This window comes from Streptomyces sp. NPDC127106, assembly GCF_042677605.1.
Lineage (GTDB): Bacteria > Actinomycetota > Actinomycetes > Streptomycetales > Streptomycetaceae > Streptomyces.
In genome coordinates this window covers 17,770-36,327 of record NZ_JBHXTC010000018.1, presented here as the reverse complement: position 1 = coordinate 36,327, position 18,558 = coordinate 17,770, and the positions used below count along the sequence as shown (strand labels likewise).

Sequence of the window (18,558 nt, the reverse complement as noted above, 5' to 3'; positions counted from 1 at the left end):
GGTGTTGCTCCGGGACGCGGGGCTCACCCCGGGCTGACACGGGCCGGGCGGCCCGGGTGCTGGGCGGCGGCGGCTCCTTCGGGGCCGCCGTCCGCTCCGGGTCGGGGGTCCCCCCGATGAAGTTCTCGAAGGCGCGGCGCTTCGCCACCCAGCGCCGGTCGTGGTGGAAGGCCCGCAGGCCCGCCTTGGCGCGGGCCCGCGGCCGGTTCGCGTAGAACCGCTTCGCGTACGGGGAGCCCGGCCGGGCCAGCCGGACCGCGCCGATCAGCGCCACGAAGGGGATCACGACCCCGAAGAGCGCGGTCCGCGCCTTGCCCTTCCACAGGGCGACCAGGGCCAGGAGGAAGTTCAGGGCGGTGTTCATCGCCACCAGGCCGCGGTTCTGCCGCTCGTCCGCCGTCAGGTCGTTGACCCCGAAGGGCAGGAACCCGCCCAGCACCAGCACCACCAGCGCGGCCGTCAGCACCACGAGCTCGACGCTCTTGCGGCCCTGCTCGCTCCAGTAGACGTCGTCGAGGTGCAGGATCAGCGCGAACTCGTCCAGGACCAGGCCCGCGCCCAGCCCGAAGACCACCGCGGAGGCCAGCGAGCCGAAGCCGTGCGCGCCGCTGGCGACGGCAGCGAACCCCCCGATGATCACGAGGACCACCCCGGGCACCACGTGGTGGACGTGCAGGCCGCCCGGCGTGACGTTCTTGAACGGTCCCCGGCCGGCCCGGATCAGACGGGTGATGACACGGGTGACCAGGAAGGACATCACGAACGACAGCAGGGCGAGGAGCAGGGGGAGCTTCCCCGGCTCGACGATGTTCCGATACCACCAGTGACCCATACCGCCGGCTCCTTGTCGTGGCAGCTGCCCGTTTGGCCCGTATTGGGCAATTTACCGGGGCGGGTGAGCGGGTAGCGTTCGCGCCGATGACAGATACGTTCGACGACCAGCCCCCGCCCTCGCGCCTGGTCCCGCCCGCGGAGCGGGCCTCGCTGCCCGACGGGATCCGCTTCGCCTTCGGCACGCTCACCGTGCTGCCCGCCCGCATCACCCGCTGGGACCGGCCCGCGGCCCGCACCGGCATGGCCTGTGCGCCGCTCGCCGGGCTCGTGGTCGGCGTGCTCGCGGCCGCCGCCGGCACCCTCCTGCTGCTGCTCGGCGGGGGCCCGTTGCTCGCCGCCGCCGTCACCGTGGCCGTACCCGCCGCCCTGACCCGGGGCCTGCACCTGGACGGCCTCGCCGACACCGCCGACGGGCTGGGCTGCGCCAAACCGGCCGCCGAGGCCCTGCGCATCATGAAGCGGTCCGACATCGGGCCCTTCGGGGTGGTCGCGCTGCTCCTGCTGCTGCTGATCCAGGTGGGGGCGCTGGCCGACGCCTTCGCCGACGGCTGGATCCGCGGCGCGTCCGCCGCGGTCGTGGCGGCCGTCACCGCCCGCCTCGCGATGACGCTGGCCTCCCGCGACGGCGTACCGCCGGCCCGCCTCGAAGGGCTGGGTGCGGCGGTTGCCGGGGTGGTCCCGCGGACCGCGGCCGCGCTGGCCGCCGCCGCCGTCACGGCCCTGGCCGCGGGTGCAGCCCTGCCGCTGGGCCCGCTCGCCGCCGCCCGGCAGGCGGCCGCGGTCCTGGTGGCCCTGGCGGTGGCGGAGCTGCTGCTGCGCCGCTGCGTGCACCGCTTCGGCGGGGTCACGGGGGACGTCTTCGGAGCCCTGGCCGAGACCGCCACGGCCACCGCGCTGATCGTCCTCGCCCTCGGCTGAGCGCCCTCGGCTGAGCGGCCTCGGCTGAGCGCCCCGGCCGCCCCCCGGGCCGCCCGGGACGCGTAGGGTCGGTCCGTGGAAGAGACGCCGATGCCCATCAGGGTGCTGCTCGCCGACGACCAGGCCCTGCTCCGCAGCGCCTTCAAGGTGCTCGTCGACTCCGAGCCCGACATGGAGGTCGTGGGCGAGGCCTGCGACGGGGCGCAGGCCTTCGAGCTGGCCCGGCGGACCCTGCCCGACGTGGTCCTCATGGACATCCGGATGCCCGGCACCGACGGCCTCGCCGCCACCCGCATGATCAGCCAGGACCCTTCGCTCGCCGCGGTCCGGGTGGTCATGCTGACGACCTTCGAGGTCGACGAGTACGTCGCCTCGGCGCTGCGGGCGGGCGCCTCCGGATTCCTCGGCAAGGGCGCCGAGCCCGAGGAACTGCTCAACGCCATCCGGGTGGCCGCCGCCGGCGAGGCCCTGCTGTCCCCGGCCGCCACCAAGGGGCTCATCGCCACCTTCCTCGCCCAGGGCGGCGGCGCCGGCCGGACCGCTCCGGCCGCGGAGGACGCCGAGCGGCTCGCCGCGCTGACCGGCCGGGAGCGCGAGGTCCTCGTCCAGGTCGCCGGCGGCCTGTCCAACGACGAGATCGCCGGGCTGCTCCAGGTCAGCCCGCTCACCGTCAAGACCCACGTGAACCGGGCCATGGCCAAGCTCGGTGCCCGCGACCGGGCCGGGCTCGTCGTCATCGCCTACGAATCGGGGCTGGTCCGGCCGCGGTCCGAGTAGCGGCACCGCCGTCCGGGCCGGTCCCGCGCACGCGTTTGTACTCGCCCGTCTACTACAGACGCGGTATGCCGGGCGTAAGGACGGGACCTGGGGGCGACGCAGAGGCCCTCCGGCATGAGCGAGGGTTGAGTGCCGGCCGCGGCTTTCGCGGCCCTCTCGGCCGGCCCTACCCAGACCGACTGCAGAGAGAAACCGACGCCCATGTCCTGGCTGTCCCGATTCAGCCTGGCGCAAAGAGCGCTGATCGGCCTCGTCTCGATCACCGCGCTGCTCTTCGGCGCCATAGCCATCCCGCAGCTCAAGCAGCAGCTGCTGCCGTCCATCGAACTGCCGATGGTCTCCGTGCTCGCCCCGTACCAGGGCGCTTCCCCCGACGTGGTGGAGAAGCAGGTCATCGAGCCGATCGAGGCCAACCTCAAGGGCGTGGACGGCATCACCGGCATCACGTCCACCGCCAGCGAGGGCAATGCCCTGATCATGGCCACGTTCGACTACGGCGACAGCAGCACCAAGCAGCTCGTCGCCGACGTCCAGCAGGCCGTGAACCGGGCCCGCGTACGGCTGCCCGCCGAGGTCGACCCGCAGGTCGTCGCCGGCTCCACCGACGACATCCCCACCGTCGTCCTCGCCGTCACCTCCGACAAGGACCAGCAGGCCCTCGCCGACCAGCTGAACCGCACCGTCGTCCCCGTCCTCGAAGACATCAAGGGCGTCGGCCAGGTCACCGTCGACGGCGCCCAGGAACTCCAGGTCACCGTCACCCCGGACAACGCGAAGCTCGCCGCGGCCGGCCTCGACGGCGCCGCCCTCGCCCAGGGTCTCCAGGCGGGCGGCGCGGCCGTCCCTGCCGGCTCCTTCGACGAGGAGGGCAAGAGCCGCACCGTCCGCGTCGGCGCCGGCTACACCTCCCTCGCCCAGCTGGAGGACCTCCGCCTGAGCCCCGGCCCCGGCAAGTCGGCGGTCCGCCTCGGCGACGTGGCCGTCGTCAAGCAGGAGCCGGCCAAGGCCGTCTCCATCACCCGCACCAACGGCAAGCCCAGCCTCTCCCTCGCCCTGACCATGGACAAGGACGGCAGCGCCGTCGCCATCTCGGACGCGGTCAAGGACAAGCTGCCCGAGCTGCGCACCGCGCTCGGCTCCGGCGCCGAGCTGACCGTCGTCGCCGACCAGGGCCCGCCGGTCGCCCAGTCCATCTCCAGCCTCACCACCGAGGGCATGCTCGGCCTGCTCTTCGCGGTGATCGTGATCCTGGTCTTCCTCGCCTCGCTGCGCTCGACGCTGGTCACCGCGGTCTCCATCCCGCTGTCCGTCGTCCTCGCGCTGATCGTGCTGTGGGTCGAGGACCTGTCGCTCAACATGCTGACCCTGGGCGCCCTCACCATCGCGATCGGTCGCGTCGTCGACGACTCGATCGTGGTCCTGGAGAACATCAAGCGCCACCTCGGCTACGGCGAGGAGCGCGAGGCCGCCATCCTCACCGCGGTCAAGGAGGTCTCCGGCGCGGTCACCTCCTCCACGCTCACCACCGTGGCCGTCTTCCTGCCGATCGGCTTCGTCGGCGGCATGGTCGGCGAGTTCTTCGGACCGTTCTCCCTCACCGTCGCCGCGTCCCTGCTGGCCTCGCTGCTGGTGTCCCTGACCGTCGTTCCGGTGCTCTCGTACTGGTTCCTGCGGGCCCCGAAGGGCGTGACCGCCGGGGACGCCGAGAGCGCGGAGAAGGCACGCCGCGCGGCCGAGGAGAAGGAAGCGAAGAGCCGCATGCAGCGCGGCTACGTCCGGGCCCTGGGCCTGGTCACCCGCCGCCGGGCGACCACCCTCGTCCTGGCCGCCGTGATCTTCGTCGGCACCCTCGGCATGACTCCCCTGCTGAAGACGAACTTCTTCGACCAGGGCGAGCAGGCCGTCCTCACCGTCAAGCAGCAGCTGCCGGCCGGCACCTCGCTGGCCGCCTCCGACGAGGCCAGCCGCAGGGTGGAGAAGGCCCTGACCGGGGTCAAGGGCGTCAAGGACTACCAGGTCACCGTCGGCTCCTCCGGCTTCCTGGCCGCGTTCGGCGGCGGCACGGGCTCCAACCAGGCCACCTACCAGGTCGTACTGGACGACGCCGGCGACAGCGAGGCCGTCAAGAAGCGCATCGAGAAGACCCTCGGCACGCTCGACGGCATCGGCGACACCAGCATCTCCGCGGGCGGCGGCTTCGCCAGCCAGAACCTCAGCGTGGTCGTCAAGGCGGGCGACGCCGGCGTCCTGGCCAAGGCCGCCGAGCAGGTCCGGGCCGAGATGGCCACCCTCAAGGACGTCACCGACGTCCAGAGCGACCTCTCCCAGTCCCTGCCCCGGATCTCGGTGACCGCCACTCCGAAGACGGCTGAGGCCGGCCTGAACCAGGCCGCGCTCGGTGCGCTCGTCGCCCAGGCCGTACGGGGCACCCCGGCGGGCAAGGCCGTCCTGGACAACACCGAGCGGGACATCGTCATCAAGTCCGGGCAGCCCGCCACCACCCTGGCCCAGCTGCAGGCGCTGCCCGTCGGCCCGGCCAAGCTCGGCGACATCGCCGAGGTCAAGGTCGTGCCCGGTCCGGTGTCGATGACCCGCATCGACGGCGCCCGCGCCGCGACCGTCACCGCCAAGCCGGTCGGCGACAACACCGGCGCCATCGGCGCCGAGCTCCAGACGAAGATCAGCGCGCTGAAGCTGCCCGAGGGCGCCACCGCCACCATCGGCGGCGTCTCCGAGGACCAGGGCGAGGCCTTCGCCCAGCTGGGCCTGGCCATGCTCGCGGCCATCGCGATCGTGTTCATGCTGCTGGTGGCCACGTTCCGGTCGCTGGTGCAGCCGCTGATCCTGCTCGTCTCGATCCCGTTCGCGGCGACCGGCGCCCTGGGCCTGCTGCTGGTCACCGGGACCCCGCTGGGCGTCCCGGCCATGATCGGCATGCTGATGCTCATCGGCATCGTGGTCACCAACGCGATCGTCCTGATCGACCTGGTCAACCAGTACCGGGCCCAGGGCCTGGGCGTCATCGAGGCCGTGATCGAGGGCGGCCGGCACCGTCTGCGGCCGATCCTCATGACGGCCCTGGCGACGATCTTCGCGCTGCTGCCGATGGCGCTCGGCGTCACCGGCGAGGGCGGGTTCATCTCGCAGCCGCTGGCGGTCGTCGTGATCGGCGGCCTGGTCTCCTCGACCCTGCTGACGCTGCTGCTCGTGCCGACCCTGTACACGGGGATCGAGCTGCGCAAGGAGTGCCGCCGCGCCAAGCGCACGGCCCGCCTGAGCGTCGTCCCGGCCCCGCAGCAGGCCGAGCCGGCAGAGCAGACCCCGGCCGGGGTCTGACCGGCCGACCGTCCGGCACGGCAAAACCGAAGGGCCGCCCCTCACGGAGGGGCGGCCCTTCGGGCGTACGCGGGATCGGCGGGAGCCGTGCGCGGAGGTTACGGGAGGGCGAGCATCCGCTCCAGGGCGAGCTTGGCGAAGCTCTCGGTCTCCTTGTCGACCTGGATCTGGTTGACCAGGGTGCCCTCGGCGAGCGACTCCAGGGCCCAGACCAGGTGCGGCAGGTCGATGCGGTTCATCGTCGAGCAGAAGCAGACCGTCCGGTCGAGGAAGACGACCTCCTTGCCCTCCGGGCCGAAACGGTTCGCCAGGCGCTTGACCAGGTTCAGCTCGGTGCCGATGGCCCACTTGGAGCCGGCCGGGGCCGCCTCCAGCGTGTTGATGATGTACTCCGTCGAGCCGACGTAGTCCGCGGCCGCCACGACCTCGTGCTTGCACTCGGGGTGGACGAGCACGTTCACGCCGGGGATGCGCTCGCGGACGTCGTTGACCGAGTCCAGCGAGAAGCGGCCGTGGACCGAGCAGTGCCCGCGCCACAGGATCATCTTCGCGCCGCGCAGCTGCTCGGCGGTCAGCCCACCGTTCGGCTTGTGCGGGTTGTAGACCACGCAGTCGTCCAGGGACATCCCCATGTCACGGACGGCGGTGTTGCGGCCGAGGTGCTGGTCCGGCAGGAAGAGCACCTTCTCCCCCTGCTCGAAAGCCCAGTCCAGGGCCCGCTTGGCGTTGGACGAGGTGCAGATCAGGCCGCCGTGCTTGCCGGTGAAGGCCTTGATGTCGGCGGAGGAGTTCATGTACGAGACGGGGACCGTCACGTCGGCCACGCCCGCCTCGGTCAGTACGTCCCAGCACTCCGCGACCTGCTCGGCGGTGGCCATGTCGGCCATCGAGCAGCCGGCGGCCAGGTCCGGCAGGACGACCTTCTGGTCGTCGCCGGTCAGGATGTCCGCGGACTCGGCCATGAAGTGGACGCCGCAGAAGACGATGTACTCCGCCTCCGGCTTGGCGGCCGCGTCACGGGCCAGCTTGAAGGAGTCGCCGGTGACGTCGGCGAACTCGATGACCTCGTCCCGCTGGTAGTGGTGGCCGAGGATGAAGACCTTGTCGCCGAGCTTCTCCTTGGCTGCGCGGGCGCGTGCCACCAGGTCCGGGTCCGACGGCGAGGGCAGGTCGCCGGGGCACTCCACCCCGCGCTCGCTCTTGGGGTCGGCTTCGCGGCCGAGCAGCAGCAGGGCAAGGGGCGTCGGCTGGACGTCCAAAGGCTGGGCGGTGGTCACGACACGCACCCTTTCTGTTCTGCGACTACGAGACTTCGGTTCGACTTCTCGTCTATTTGACGCTATCTATGATAGCCGGTTCACGTCACTTTGACGATGGCCATAGTGTCGATGTGACGCATTCGCCGTGACACATGCGCTCGTGACGAACCCGTCGCTGCGCCCGGTCCGCCAGTCCGCGCCGGTGTGCGAGCATGAATGACTGAAACACGCGTCGGGTCCGGAATGAATCCGCGGCCCCGCTCGTTGCCATCGACGGCAAGAGTCCGACGTTTCCCTGCCTGAGGCGGGGAGCCGCCCCACTTCGGGAGTGAATGCAGATGTCCGTACAGGACGACAAGACCACCGTGAGCGACGGCATCCTCCTGTCCGACGCCGCCGCCGAGAAGGTCAGGACCCTGCTGGAGCAGGAGGGCCGCGATGACCTCGCGCTCCGCGTCGCGGTCCAGCCCGGTGGCTGCTCCGGCCTGCGCTACCAGCTCTTCTTCGACGAGCGCTCCCTCGACGGGGACGTCGTCAAGGACTTCGGCGGCGTGAAGGTCGTCACGGACCGGATGAGCTCCCCCTACCTGCAGGGCGCTTCGATCGACTTCGTCGACACCATCGAGAAGCAGGGCTTCACGATCGACAACCCGAACGCCACGGGCTCCTGCGCCTGCGGCGACTCCTTCAGCTAAGCCCCGCCCGAGCCGCAGGACCCCGGCCGGGGCCCCGCGCAACGGCTGCGGCAAGGCCCCCGGCACCTGCACGGTGCCGGGGGCCTCGCTGTCGTCACCCCACCCCTGTCCCGCGACTCAGGCCTCAGGCGCGCAGCAGGCTCCGCACATGCGGACCGCACTCGATGTGCGATGCCGTCCTCGTCGCGCTGCACCCGGCCCCGGAACTGGTCACGGGACGTCCTGTCGCGGCCGGACGGCGACGGGGTCCCGCGGCCCGGCCCGGCGGCAGCCGTCCTCGTGCAGCACGGCGCCGCCCTCGGGGCCGCCGAGCGGCAGCGGCTCCGCCCCGCAGCCACCGCAGGGCAACGGCCGGGAGGTGTACCTGCCGGTCGGGTAGGTGGCCGGGTCCGTCACGCCGGACCTTCGGGCAGGCAGGCCCACACGTCGGCGTCGAGGAGGTACCCGCCGTCGTGGCCCATGACGACACCGCGGTAGACCCGATCACCGTCGAGCAGCCTGCCGCAGGCGACGCACGCGTACCCGCGCGCCTGCTCGATGGTGAGGTCCCAGAACGAACGGGGGAGCGGCGCCGCGGCGCAGGCTGCGGTCCGTGCCATCATGACGGCCGCCGCATCCGTGCGGCAGGGATGGTGAACTCCTGCGCGTCCCGGCCGCGGATCCAGGCGACCTCGTGGCGCCCGCTGGCGGTACCGGGCTTGCGCTCGACGGTGACATCCATCAAGCGGCCGGACCGGCCGCTGTTCGCGTCCTCGACGTGGCGTCCGATCCAGGCGCGTGGCACCGAGGAGCCCAAGCGCTCCGTGTCGGGGGTCTCACGTACTTCCATGGCGGTGCTCCCTGCCGTCGTCAGCGGGTGGTGCGACGACGGTAGGGGGCGGTGCGTGACGGCAGGGGCACGGATTGTGGCCCTTTGCTTCAGGCCGTCAAAAGCCCGAGGCGCTGCGCGAGTTCGGACGCGCGGCGGCGACGGGACGGGCTCTTCGCTTCGGCCTCTTCCAGGATGATGCGGCGGGCGTAGCCGTTGTACTGCACGGTCTCCGGCGCGGTCTCGTGGGCCTGCGCCAGCGCAGCCAGCGCCACGTCCGGCTGGGCGTCGAGGTGGTAGCCGCGTGCCTGCTCGATCCGGTGTCGGGCCCGCCGCGGCCGTGACGGAATCGCCTGGGCCTCTGCGCGGGCGGCCTGCCGGACCGACTCCCGGCCTGCGCGCAGCTCGACTGCCACCGTGACCGCGTGGGCGCCGATGACCGCGCGCGAGAACGACGTCACCGGGTGGAAATACGCCTCCGGCAGCGACTCCGCGAGTGAGCGGGCCTCATCCCAGTACCGCCATGCCGTCCCGGTCTCACCGCGCTTGGCGGCCGTCAGGCCGGCCTCGACTGTCAGTGCTCCGGCTACGGCCCTTACGTCCGTACCGGCCTCGGCGAGCAGCGGTTCCAGGTACCGGAGGGTCTCCAGGGTGATGGCGTCCGCGGCGTCGTACGCCCCGCTGTCCCGGTGGGCCTGGGTGGTGAGCCACGCAGCAAGGCCCAGCGCATGCGGGTCTTCGGAGTCCTGGGCAGCCATCATGCCCCGCTCGGCGACCCGCCACAGGAGCGGAGCGTCGGGCTGGTAGGCGCAGAAGAACTGCGCAAGGGCGTACACCTCGGCCAGCCGGGCCTGGGCGGCCTTGCGGTCGGCGATCGTATCGGCCCGCCGGACGGCTGCCTGCGCGTCCCGGATCAGATCGGGCAGCAGCGCGCCCACCACCTCGCGGTGGTTCGGCGCCGAATGCCGGGCCGACCACGCCCGAGCGAGGCGCGCCTTCAGGTGCGCGGTGGGGGGCGCCTCCCGGTCACCGGCAACCGGAAAAGCGTTCAGGGCCTCGCGGACGGCCGCGAACCGCGGGTGCCCGGGGCCGGTGAAGAGGTCGGCGCGCATGGACTGGTTACCTGTGAGGTCGGACAGGTCCCGAACGCGCAGCACTTCGGCGATTCGCAGGATGACGGGCAGGGCGGGTGTCTTCAGCCGGCCGGTCTCGACCGCCTTCACCCACGACCCGGACCGGGCCACCAGGCCGCCGAGCTGTTCACGGGTGAGCCCGCGGCGTTGGCGGAGGATCTGCATTCTCTGACCGAACACCAACGGGTCGGCGTACGGGTCCGGGGTAGAGTCGGTGGACATAGCGGCCTTGCCCCTCTCCTAGCAGCTCGTCATTGAAAGAGTAGGGGGCAGGGCCTCTTCTGTGTGATCCAGAACGCACAACCCGCCCGGACCTGAAGAACGAGAGCGTGTGCTCCGAGAGCCGTGAGTGAGGAGAACCAGTGGCTGACGACCTGTCCGCGGTGGCCCGCTTCCTCTACGAAGCCGGCACGCTCAAGCACACCCGCCGTACCGGCTGGTGGATGGCGGGCGTCAACGACCCCGAGAGCGTCGCCGAGCACTCGTGGCGCACCTCGCTCATCGCGTCCGTCATCGCCAAGCTGGAGGGCGCCGACCCGGCACGGGCGGCGTTCCTCGCCGTCTGGCACGACACCCAGGAGTCCCGCACCGGAGACGTCAACCACCTGGGGAAGCAGTACGCGCCCGGCGCCGACCCGCAGGCCGTCACGGCCGACCAGACCGTGGGCATGCCCGACGCGCTGGCGTCGGCGATCCGGGCCCTGGTCGCCGAGTACGAGGCCCAGGACTCGCCCGAGGCGGTCTGCGCGCGCGACGCCGACAAGCTGGAGTGCCTGCTCCAGGGCATCGAGTACAAGGCCCAGGGATACGGGGCCGCGCAGCGGTGGATCGACAACAGCCGCGCCAGGATCACGACGGAGACCGGCAAGCGCCTGGCCGAGGAACTGCTCGGCCAGGGCCCGCTCGACTGGCTCCGGGCAGCCATGGGCGAGAAGGGCTGAGCCCGGAGCACCGGCGAAAGCCCTTCCCGGGGCACTTCGCCATGACAGGCCCGGGCGGGCCGGGCGGTTACTGGTGGGGCAACGGCTTGCCCGTGGTGGCGTCGACGACCTTGCGGTCACCCAGGGGCTGCTTCAGGGTGGCCGTCACCGTCATCTCCTGGGCCAGCATGATGCAGGCCCGGCCCGGCTCGTTCGGGGTGTCGGTGATCCGCACCATGACCGAGCCGGCCTCCTCGCGGGCCTCCAACGCGTAGGTGCTGCACACCCCGCCCCAGAAGTTCACCGTCAGCTTCCGGTCGGCCTCCGTGTACGAGAAGCCGGGCACCGTGCGGCCCGGGCCCGTCGTCGGGGCCGGCTGGGTCGGGCCGCCGTCGCTGCCCGGGGCGCCCGCGGCGGCGGACTGGACCACCGTGTGGCCGGCCGCGCCGTCCTTGCCCGCCACCTCGAAGTGCCAGGCCGGGACGAGGCCGCGGGCCCCGTTCACGGTCCCGGGGGCCAGCCCCAGCACCGCGCCCTTCACGGTCTCGGTCCGCGGCGGCTTGATCGGCCGCGGCTCGGGGTTGCAGGGCAGCGGGTCCGCCGGCCCGGGGACGTCCGGGGTCAGCGGGACGGAGGTCGCGCAGCCGCTGGGGCCGCTGTCCGCACCGCCTCCGCCCGAGGCCCGGTTGAGGCGCTCCAGGGCATCCGCGGCCCCGACCACCGGCTGCTCGCCCGCCCGGGCCGGCTCCTTCAGCTCGCCGCTGCCGGCGACGACCTGGCCGTCCGCGCCCACGCTGACCTTGGTGGTCCAGCCCTGCGTGGGCAGTCCGTCGAGCACCGGGTCGGCGGTCACCACACGGACCGAGCCCTGCGTGAGGCGGGCGTCCAGGCGGGCCCCGCTCTGGCCCACCGCCGCCAGGACCGGGGCCGCCGCGGCCTTGGCGGCCTGCTCGCTCACCGGGCTCCCGCCCGCGCCACCGGCGGGCTTGCCGCTGGTGCCGTCCGCGCCCTGCGGGAGGGTGGCGGGTCCGCAGGTGTCCTTGCCGCGCTGGCAGTCGTCGCCCGCGCCGCCGCCCGAGTGGAAGCGGGTGAAGGTCCAGCTGCCCGGCGCCTTCCGGCCGACCGTGAGCCGGGGCCCGAAGCCGTCGGCGCCCTCCCCGGCCTGCCAGGTCTCGCCGACCGGCCGCGGGGCGCCCGCGATGCCGAGGGCCGCCGCGAGCCGGGCCGCCTCCTCGGCGGTGACCTCTCCGGTCGCGGCGTACGAGGGCGCGGCCGCCGGGGCGGACGGGAGCTCGACAGCCGCCCGGTACGTCACCCCGTTCCCCCGCGGGTCCGGCTCCCCCGGGGCGATGCCCGGCCCGGAGGGGCTCGGCGCGACCCGGGGCGCCGCGGCCGTGCTGTCCCCCGTACGACCGCCCGGTCCGCCGTCGCCGTGCGCCGTCGACGCCCAGTACGCCGTGCCGCCGCCCGCGAGCAGGACGGCGGCCGCGATCGAGCCGATGGCCCAGGCCGGCCGCCGCCGTGTGCCGCGTGATGTGTCGGGTTGTTCGGTGGTCACCCCATGCTCCTTCGCCCGTACCGCCGTGGCTGGCTGATGCGGGTGTGACGGAACGGAGGCGGAACCGGTTCCGTCGCCCTAGTCGCCGTACTGGGCGGTGGCGGCGATGAGCCGGGCCGAGGCGGGCGGAACGCTGATCCCGTGGATCTGCGAGGGCGCCACCCTGGCCGGCCGCGGGTCGGCCGGGACCGCCCAGTGCGGGGCCATCCTGGCGCAGTCACCGAGCAGCCGCGCAAAACCCGGCCGCGTGTCGGACGCGTACTCTCCGTAGCCGAATCCATCGGTATAGGTCATGGGGGCACGGTAGGCTCGGGCCGCGGGGCGAAGAAAGACCTACTACGGGGTAGTTTCATGGGGTCGGCGGCGGGGCCGATACCGGGTAGCGTTGACTGTCACCCTTGCCGTCCTCGCAGGAGCATCCACGCCGTGCGTATCGCAGTCACCGGCTCCATCGCCACCGACCACCTCATGACCTTCCCCGGCCGCTTCGCCGACCAGTTCGTCGCGGACCAGCTGCACACGGTCTCCCTCTCCTTCCTCGTCGACAACCTCGACGTCCGGCGGGGTGGTGTCGGCCCGAACATCTGCTTCGGCATGGGCCAGCTCGGCCTCCGCCCGATCCTGGTCGGCGCGGCCGGCTCGGACTTCGACGAGTACCGCGCCTGGCTGGACCGGCACGGCGTCGACACCGCCTCCGTGCGGATCTCCGAGGTGCTGCACACCGCGCGCTTCGTCTGCACCACCGACGCCGACCACAACCAGATCGGCTCCTTCTACACGGGCGCCATGAGCGAGGCCCGTCTCATCGAGCTGAAGGCCGTCGCCGACCGCGTCGGCGGCCTCGACCTCGTCCTCATCGGCGCCGACGACCCCGAGGCGATGCTCCGCCACACCGAGGAGTGCCGTACGCGCGGCATCCCCTTCGCCGCGGACTTCTCCCAGCAGATCGCCCGGATGGACGGCGAGAACATCCGCACCCTGATGGACGGGGCGACCTACCTCTTCTCCAACGAGTACGAGAAGGGCCTCATCGAGACGAAGTCCGGCTGGTCCGACGAGGAGATCCTCGCCAAGGTCAGCACCCGCGTCACCACCCTCGGCTCCCGCGGCGTCCGCATCGAGCGGGCCGGCGAGGAGACCATCACGGTCGGCTGCCCGGACGAGACCGCCAAGGTCGACCCGACCGGCGTCGGCGACGCCTTCCGCGCCGGCTTCCTGGCCGGCCTGGGCTGGGGCGTCGGCATGGAGCGTGCTGCGCAGGTCGGCTGCATGCTGGCCACGCTCGTGATCGAGACGCTGGGCACCCAGGAGTACACCCTGGCCCGCGCCCACTTCATGGAGCGCTTCACCAAGGCGTACGGCGAGGACGCCGCCGCCGAGGTCCGCGAGCACCTGGCCGCGTAGTTCCGGCCACCCGGGACCGGGCGGGGCGCGGAGCCCCGCCCGGTCACAGCTCCCGGCGGACGGTGTACGCCGTTCCCGTCGGGCGGGGGGACTCGCCCAGGTAGGTCTGGCCGCGCATCGAGCACCACGCCGGGATGTCCAGCCGGGCCACCTCGTCGTCCGACAGGACCGTGACCGTCCCGCCGACCGGGACGCTGACGATGGCCCGGGCCAGTTCGATCACCGGCTGCGGGCAGAGCAGGCCCAGGGCGTCGATCTCCAGGGCGTCGGCGACCGGGGCCTGCGGCTCCGGCTCGGCCGCGCCGAGCGTGGCCCGCACCCCGGCGACCAGGCCCGGCAGGACGTCCAGGAACCCGTTGACCTCCTCCGCGGTCGTCCCCCGCGGCAGGGAGACCCGTACGTTGCCCTCCGACAGCACGCCCATCGCCCGCAGCACATGACTCGGGGTCAGGGTGGAGCTGGTGCAGGAGGAGCCGGAGGAGACCGAGTAGCCCGCGCGGTCCAGCTCGTGCAGCAGGGTCTCGCCGTCGACGTACAGGCAGGAGAAGGTGACCAGGTGCGGCAGCCGCCGTACGGGGTCGCCGACCACCTCCACGTCCGGCACCAGCCGGGCCACCCGCCGCCGGATCCGGTCCACCAGGACCCGCAGCCGGGCCGCCTCGGCCTCGGCCTCGGCCCGGACCGCCCGCAGGGACGCGGCGGCCGCGACGACGGCGGGGAGGTTGGTGAAGCCGGGGGAGCGGCCCGACTCCCGCTCGTCGGCGGGACCTTGGGGCGAGAACCGGACACCTTTGCGGACGGCCAGCAGGCCGACGCCCGCCGGGCCGCCCCACTTGTGGGCGCTCGCGGCCAGCAGCGACCAGCCGCCCTCGACCGGGCCCCAGCCCAGCGACTGGGCGGCGTCCACGAACAGCGGCACCCCGGCCGCCGCGCACACCTCGGCCACCTCCGCCACCGGCTGCACCGTGCCCACCTCGTGGTTGGCCGACTGCAGGCAGGCCAGCGCGGTCGAGGGGGTCAGGGCGGAGGCGTACCCCGCCGCGGAGACCGCGCCGGTCCGGTCCACTTCCACCCGGGCCGTGCTGCCGCCGGCCGCCTCGTGCGCCTCGGCCGCATGGAGCACGGAACTGTGTTCGACGGCCGACACGACCAGGTGGCCGCCGGTGCGCCGGCGGCCGGCGAGGGCCCCCGCGATGCCCGAGTGAACCGCATGCGTCCCCGAAGGAGTGAACACGAGCTCGTCGGGGCGGCAGCCCACCGCCTCGGCGGCCGCCTCGCGCGCCGCGTCCAGCAGGAGCCGCGCGCGCCGGCCCTCCCGGTACAGTCGGGCGGGGTCTGCCCAGCCCTCGTCCAGCGAGGCCTGGAGCGCCTGCCGGGCCACGGGGTGGAGCGGGGCGGCGGACGCGGTGTCGAAGTACGGCATCCGGTCACGCTAACGGGAGCCCGGCGGCGGGGCAGGTCAGGGGCCGTCAGATACGCCCCGGAGCCCGCCATTCAGGGGGTGTCGACCCGTCCCCCGTACGGCGCATCCATCCCTTCGGGGGCAGTAGCGGCGCGTTGGGCACCCTCCCCGCGCGACCCCAAATAGCGTCCAGTAGGGTTTGGTCCGCATAAACATCCAAACCCCTGCCTGCGTCAGGGCCGGCGACCGACCCGAACACGGCCGCGGCCGGCCGCGCGGGCCGAGACTCTCGGGAAGGCGCTACGTGAGTCCCTACGGCTCCGACCGCTCGCCGCGGCGCCCGATGCGGCGGAAGCTGCTGCAGGCGCTGACTGCGGGCGTGGTTCTGGCGACCGCCACTGGTTGCTCGTACAACTGGGAAGACTTCCCCCGCCTCGGAATGCCCTACCCCGTCACGGAGGAGGCGCCTCGCATCCTCTCCCTGTGGCAGGGGTCCTGGGCGGCCGCTCTGGTCACCGGCATCCTGGTGTGGGGCCTGATCCTGTGGAGCGTCATCTTCCACCGGCGCAGCCGGACGAAGGTGGAGGTCCCCCCGCAGACCCGGTACAACATGCCCATCGAGGCGCTGTACACCGTGGTCCCGCTCATCATCGTCTCGGTGCTGTTCTACTTCACCGCGCGTGACGAGTCCAAGCTCCTCGCCCTCTCGAAGCCGGCGCACACCATCAACGTGGTCGGCTTCCAGTGGAGCTGGGGCTTCAACTACGTCGAGAACGTCGACGGCGACGCGGCGACCCCGAAGGGCGGCAAGGCTCCCAAGGAGCTGGCCTCCGTCCCGGACCGCTTCACCAAGGACTTCCCGGCCGGCGCCGAAGGCGTCTACGACAAGGGCATCCCCGGCGACAAGAACCTGGAGACGGGCAACCCGGGGCCGACCCTCTGGCTCCCCAAGGGCGAGAAGGTCCGCTTCATCCTGTCCTCGAACGACGTCATCCACTCGTTCTGGGTGGTTCCGTTCCTCTTCAAGCAGGACGTCATCCCGGGCCACACCAACGTCTTCGAGGTCACGCCTTCCCAGGAGGGCGTCTTCATGGGCAAGTGCGCCGAGCTCTGCGGTGTCGACCACTCCCGCATGCTCTTCAACGTCAAGGTCGTCTCGCCCGAGGAATACCGGGCACACCTGAAGGAACTGGCCGAGAAGGGGCAGACCGGCTTCCTCCCGGCCGGCATCAAGCAGACTGACCCGGCCCGGAACGCGGAGACGAACAAACTGTGAGCATCCTCAACGAATCCCAGGGTGCCGCCGCCGACTCGTATGAAAACGAGCTGCCGGTGCGGCGCAGGCAGCCCGGCAGCGTGGTCGTGAAATGGCTGACCACGACTGACCACAAGACCATCGGTACGCTGTACCTGGTCACGTCGTTCGTGTTCTTCCTGATCGGCGGCGTGCTGGCGCTCTTCATGCGCGCCGAGCTGGCCCGTCCGGGCACGCAGATCATGTCGAACGAGCAGTTCAACCAGGCGTTCACCATGCATGGCACGATCATGCTGCTGATGTTCGCCACGCCGCTGTTCGCCGGTTTCGCGAACTGGATCATGCCGCTGCAGATCGGCGCGCCCGACGTGGCGTTCCCGCGGCTGAACATGTTCGCGTACTGGCTGTACCTCTTCGGCTCGACCATCGCGGTGGCCGGCTTCCTCACCCCGCAGGGTGCCGCCGACTTCGGCTGGTTCGCCTACTCCCCGCTGTCCGACGCGGTCCGCTCGCCGGGCATCGGCGCCGACATGTGGATCATGGGTCTGGCCTTCTCCGGCTTCGGCACCATCCTCGGCTCGGTCAACTTCATCACCACGATCATCTGCATGCGCGCTCCGGGCATGACGATGTTCCGCATGCCGATCTTCACCTGGAATGTGCTGCTGACCGGTGTCCTGGTCCTGCTCGCCTTCCCGGTCCTGGCCGCCGCGCTCTTCGCGCTGGAGTCCGACCGCAAGTTCGGCAGCCACGTCTTCGACTCGGCCAACGGTGGCGCACTGCTGTGGCAGCACCTCTTCTGGTTCTTCGGACACCCTGAGGTGTACATCATCGCCCTGCCGTTCTTCGGCATCGTCTCCGAGATCATTCCGGTCTTCAGCCGGAAGCCGATGTTCGGTTACATCGGTCTGATCGCGGCGACGATCGCGATCGCCGGCCTCTCGGTGACGGTGTGGGCGCACCACATGTACGTCACCGGCGGTGTGTTGCTGCCGTTCTTCTCCTTCATGACCTTCCTGATCGCGGTCCCGACCGGTGTGAAGTTCTTCAACTGGATCGGCACCATGTGGAAGGGCTCGCTGTCCTTCGAGACCCCGATGCTCTGGACGATCGGCTTCCTGGTCACCTTCACCTTCGGTGGTCTGACCGGCGTCATCCTGGCCTCGCCCCCGATGGACTTCCACGTCTCCGACTCGTACTTCGTCGTCGCCCACTTCCACTACGTCGTCTTCGGCACCGTGGTGTTCGCGATGTTCGCCGGCTTCCACTTCTGGTGGCCGAAGTTCACGGGCAAGATGTTGGACGAGCGCCTCGGCAAGATCACTTTCTGGACGCTGTTCATCGGCTTCCACGGCACGTTCCTGGTGCAGCACTGGCTGGGTGCCGAGGGCATGCCGCGTCGTTACGCGGACTACCTCGCCGCCGACGGCTTCACCGGCCTGAACATGATCTCGACGATCAGCTCGTTCGTACTCGGCCTGTCGTTCCTGCCGTTCATGTACAACGTCTGGAAGACCGCCAAGTACGGCAAGAAGATCGAGGTCGACGACCCGTGGGGCTACGGCCGTTCGCTCGAGTGGGCGACGTCCTGCCCGCCGCCGCGGCACAACTTCCTCACCCTGCCCCGCATTCGTAGTGAGTCGCCCGCCTTCGACCTCCACCACCCGGAGATCGCGGCCCTCGACCACCTCGAGGACCACGGCGCCAAGGCCGTCATCGGTGCCAAGGAGGCCGGCAAGTGAAGATCCAGGGCAAGATGTTCCTCTGGCTCTCCGCCTTCATTCTGATCATGGCCGTCGTGTACGGCGTGTGGTCGAAGGAGCCCGTGGGAACCACCGCGCTCTTCCTGGCCTTCGGCCTGAGCGTGATGATCGGCTACTACCTGGCCTTCACGGCCAAGCGCGTCGACGAGATGGCCCAGGACAACCTGGAGGCCGAAGTCGCCGACGAGGCCGGCGAGCTGGGGTTCTTCTCCCCGCACAGCTGGCAGCCGCTCTCGCTGGCCATCGGTGGCGCGCTCGCCTTCATGGGCGTCGTCTTCGGCTGGTGGCTCATGTACTTCTCGGCCCCGATCATCCTGATCGGCCTGTGGGGCTGGGTGTACGAGTACTACCGCGGTGAGAACCAGAACCAGTAGCGCTCTCAGCAGTACCCGGCCGACGGCCGGTGGTCCGGGGCGGGGCGCGGGGCCCTCCGCGAGGGGGCGGCGGGCCTCGGTGATGGAAAACACCCCCCCCGTGGGTGGTAATTTTTATTACT

Annotated in this window: 18 protein-coding genes; 9 read left to right on the top strand and 9 right to left on the bottom strand. The window is 71.6% G+C overall.

Features of this window, described 5'->3' with window-relative positions:
• The coding region (locus ACFVGY_RS17465; RefSeq protein WP_385677659.1) for a hypothetical protein at positions 1-832 on the bottom strand (832 nt) is incomplete at its 3' end.
• Between the two features lie 86 nt (positions 833-918).
• On the opposite strand from ACFVGY_RS17465, the gene ACFVGY_RS17460 reads away from it, so the two are divergent.
• From ACFVGY_RS17460 to ACFVGY_RS17450, 3 genes are all read left to right on the top strand, one after another.
• Positions 919-1,752 carry an adenosylcobinamide-GDP ribazoletransferase gene (locus ACFVGY_RS17460; RefSeq protein WP_385677656.1) on the top strand — a complete coding sequence of 278 codons (834 nt, stop codon included), beginning with the start codon at positions 919-921 and terminating at the stop codon, positions 1,750-1,752.
• 90 nt (positions 1,753-1,842) lie between these two features.
• Entirely contained in the window at positions 1,843-2,529 is a 687-nt protein-coding gene (locus ACFVGY_RS17455) for a response regulator (RefSeq protein ID WP_385677855.1), read from the top strand.
• A gap of 201 nt (positions 2,530-2,730) precedes the next feature.
• Positions 2,731-5,865, top strand: coding sequence for an efflux RND transporter permease subunit (locus ACFVGY_RS17450; protein ID WP_385677654.1), 3,135 nt, complete (start codon positions 2,731-2,733; stop codon positions 5,863-5,865).
• 98 nt (positions 5,866-5,963) lie between these two features.
• On the opposite strand, the gene nadA is transcribed toward ACFVGY_RS17450, so the two are convergent.
• On the bottom strand, positions 5,964-7,151 hold the full coding sequence (nadA, locus tag ACFVGY_RS17445) for a quinolinate synthase NadA (protein ID WP_385677651.1): 1,188 nt from the start codon (positions 7,149-7,151) through the stop codon (positions 5,964-5,966).
• A 311-nt stretch (positions 7,152-7,462) separates the two neighbouring features.
• Between nadA and ACFVGY_RS17440 the strand changes: the two genes are divergently transcribed.
• Positions 7,463-7,819, top strand: a complete 357-nt coding sequence (locus ACFVGY_RS17440) for an iron-sulfur cluster assembly accessory protein (RefSeq protein WP_114058871.1) — start codon at positions 7,463-7,465, stop codon at positions 7,817-7,819.
• A 210-nt stretch (positions 7,820-8,029) separates the two neighbouring features.
• Here the strand turns inward: ACFVGY_RS17440 and ACFVGY_RS17435 are convergent, their stop codons facing one another.
• From ACFVGY_RS17435 to ACFVGY_RS17420, 4 genes are all read right to left on the bottom strand, one after another.
• Positions 8,030-8,215: a hypothetical protein gene (locus ACFVGY_RS17435; RefSeq protein ID WP_385677648.1), complete on the bottom strand. Its 186-nt coding sequence runs from the start codon at positions 8,213-8,215 to the stop codon at positions 8,030-8,032.
• On the bottom strand, positions 8,212-8,421 hold the full coding sequence (locus tag ACFVGY_RS17430) for a hypothetical protein (RefSeq protein ID WP_385677645.1): 210 nt from the start codon (positions 8,419-8,421) through the stop codon (positions 8,212-8,214). Before ACFVGY_RS17430 ends, ACFVGY_RS17435 begins: the two co-directional genes overlap by 4 nt.
• Positions 8,418-8,648, bottom strand: coding sequence for a hypothetical protein (locus tag ACFVGY_RS17425; RefSeq protein ID WP_385677642.1), 231 nt, complete (start codon positions 8,646-8,648; stop codon positions 8,418-8,420). Before ACFVGY_RS17425 ends, ACFVGY_RS17430 begins: the two co-directional genes overlap by 4 nt.
• An 89-nt stretch (positions 8,649-8,737) precedes the next feature.
• Positions 8,738-9,982 carry a helix-turn-helix domain-containing protein gene (locus ACFVGY_RS17420; protein ID WP_385677639.1) on the bottom strand — a complete coding sequence of 415 codons (1,245 nt, stop codon included), beginning with the start codon at positions 9,980-9,982 and terminating at the stop codon, positions 8,738-8,740.
• 140 nt (positions 9,983-10,122) lie between these two features.
• On the opposite strand from ACFVGY_RS17420, the gene ACFVGY_RS17415 reads away from it, so the two are divergent.
• Positions 10,123-10,701 (top strand): HD family hydrolase, encoded by a 579-nt coding sequence (locus ACFVGY_RS17415; protein ID WP_385677636.1) that lies wholly within the window; start codon positions 10,123-10,125, stop codon positions 10,699-10,701.
• 67 nt (positions 10,702-10,768) lie between these two features.
• On the opposite strand, the gene ACFVGY_RS17410 is transcribed toward ACFVGY_RS17415, so the two are convergent.
• Complete coding sequence (locus ACFVGY_RS17410; protein ID WP_385677633.1) at positions 10,769-12,238, bottom strand: hypothetical protein; 1,470 nt, start codon at positions 12,236-12,238, stop codon at positions 10,769-10,771.
• A 78-nt stretch (positions 12,239-12,316) separates the two neighbouring features.
• Positions 12,317-12,532, bottom strand: coding sequence for a hypothetical protein (locus ACFVGY_RS17405; protein WP_385677631.1), 216 nt, complete (start codon positions 12,530-12,532; stop codon positions 12,317-12,319).
• Between the two features lie 132 nt (positions 12,533-12,664).
• Between ACFVGY_RS17405 and ACFVGY_RS17400 the strand changes: the two genes are divergently transcribed.
• Entirely contained in the window at positions 12,665-13,642 is a 978-nt protein-coding gene (locus ACFVGY_RS17400) for a carbohydrate kinase family protein (RefSeq protein WP_385677629.1), read from the top strand.
• Between the two features lie 43 nt (positions 13,643-13,685).
• Here the strand turns inward: ACFVGY_RS17400 and ACFVGY_RS17395 are convergent, their stop codons facing one another.
• Positions 13,686-15,065 carry a cysteine desulfurase/sulfurtransferase TusA family protein gene (locus ACFVGY_RS17395; RefSeq protein WP_385677626.1) on the bottom strand — a complete coding sequence of 460 codons (1,380 nt, stop codon included), beginning with the start codon at positions 15,063-15,065 and terminating at the stop codon, positions 13,686-13,688.
• Positions 15,066-15,348: 283 nt separating this feature from the next.
• Here ACFVGY_RS17395 and coxB point away from each other — a divergent pair, with 283 nt between their 5' ends.
• The 3 genes from coxB to ACFVGY_RS17380 are packed head-to-tail and all read left to right on the top strand — an operon-like array spanning position 15,349 to position 18,436.
• Positions 15,349-16,320 (top strand): cytochrome c oxidase subunit II, encoded by a 972-nt coding sequence (gene coxB, locus ACFVGY_RS17390; RefSeq protein WP_385677623.1) that lies wholly within the window; start codon positions 15,349-15,351, stop codon positions 16,318-16,320.
• Entirely contained in the window at positions 16,317-18,041 is a 1,725-nt protein-coding gene (gene ctaD / locus ACFVGY_RS17385) for a cytochrome c oxidase subunit I (protein ID WP_385677621.1), read from the top strand. Before coxB ends, ctaD begins: the two co-directional genes overlap by 4 nt.
• Entirely contained in the window at positions 18,038-18,436 is a 399-nt protein-coding gene (locus ACFVGY_RS17380) for a cytochrome c oxidase subunit 4 (protein WP_385677618.1), read from the top strand. The genes ctaD and ACFVGY_RS17380 overlap by 4 nt, the downstream gene beginning before the upstream one ends.
• Positions 18,437-18,558: the final 122 nt, after the last annotated feature.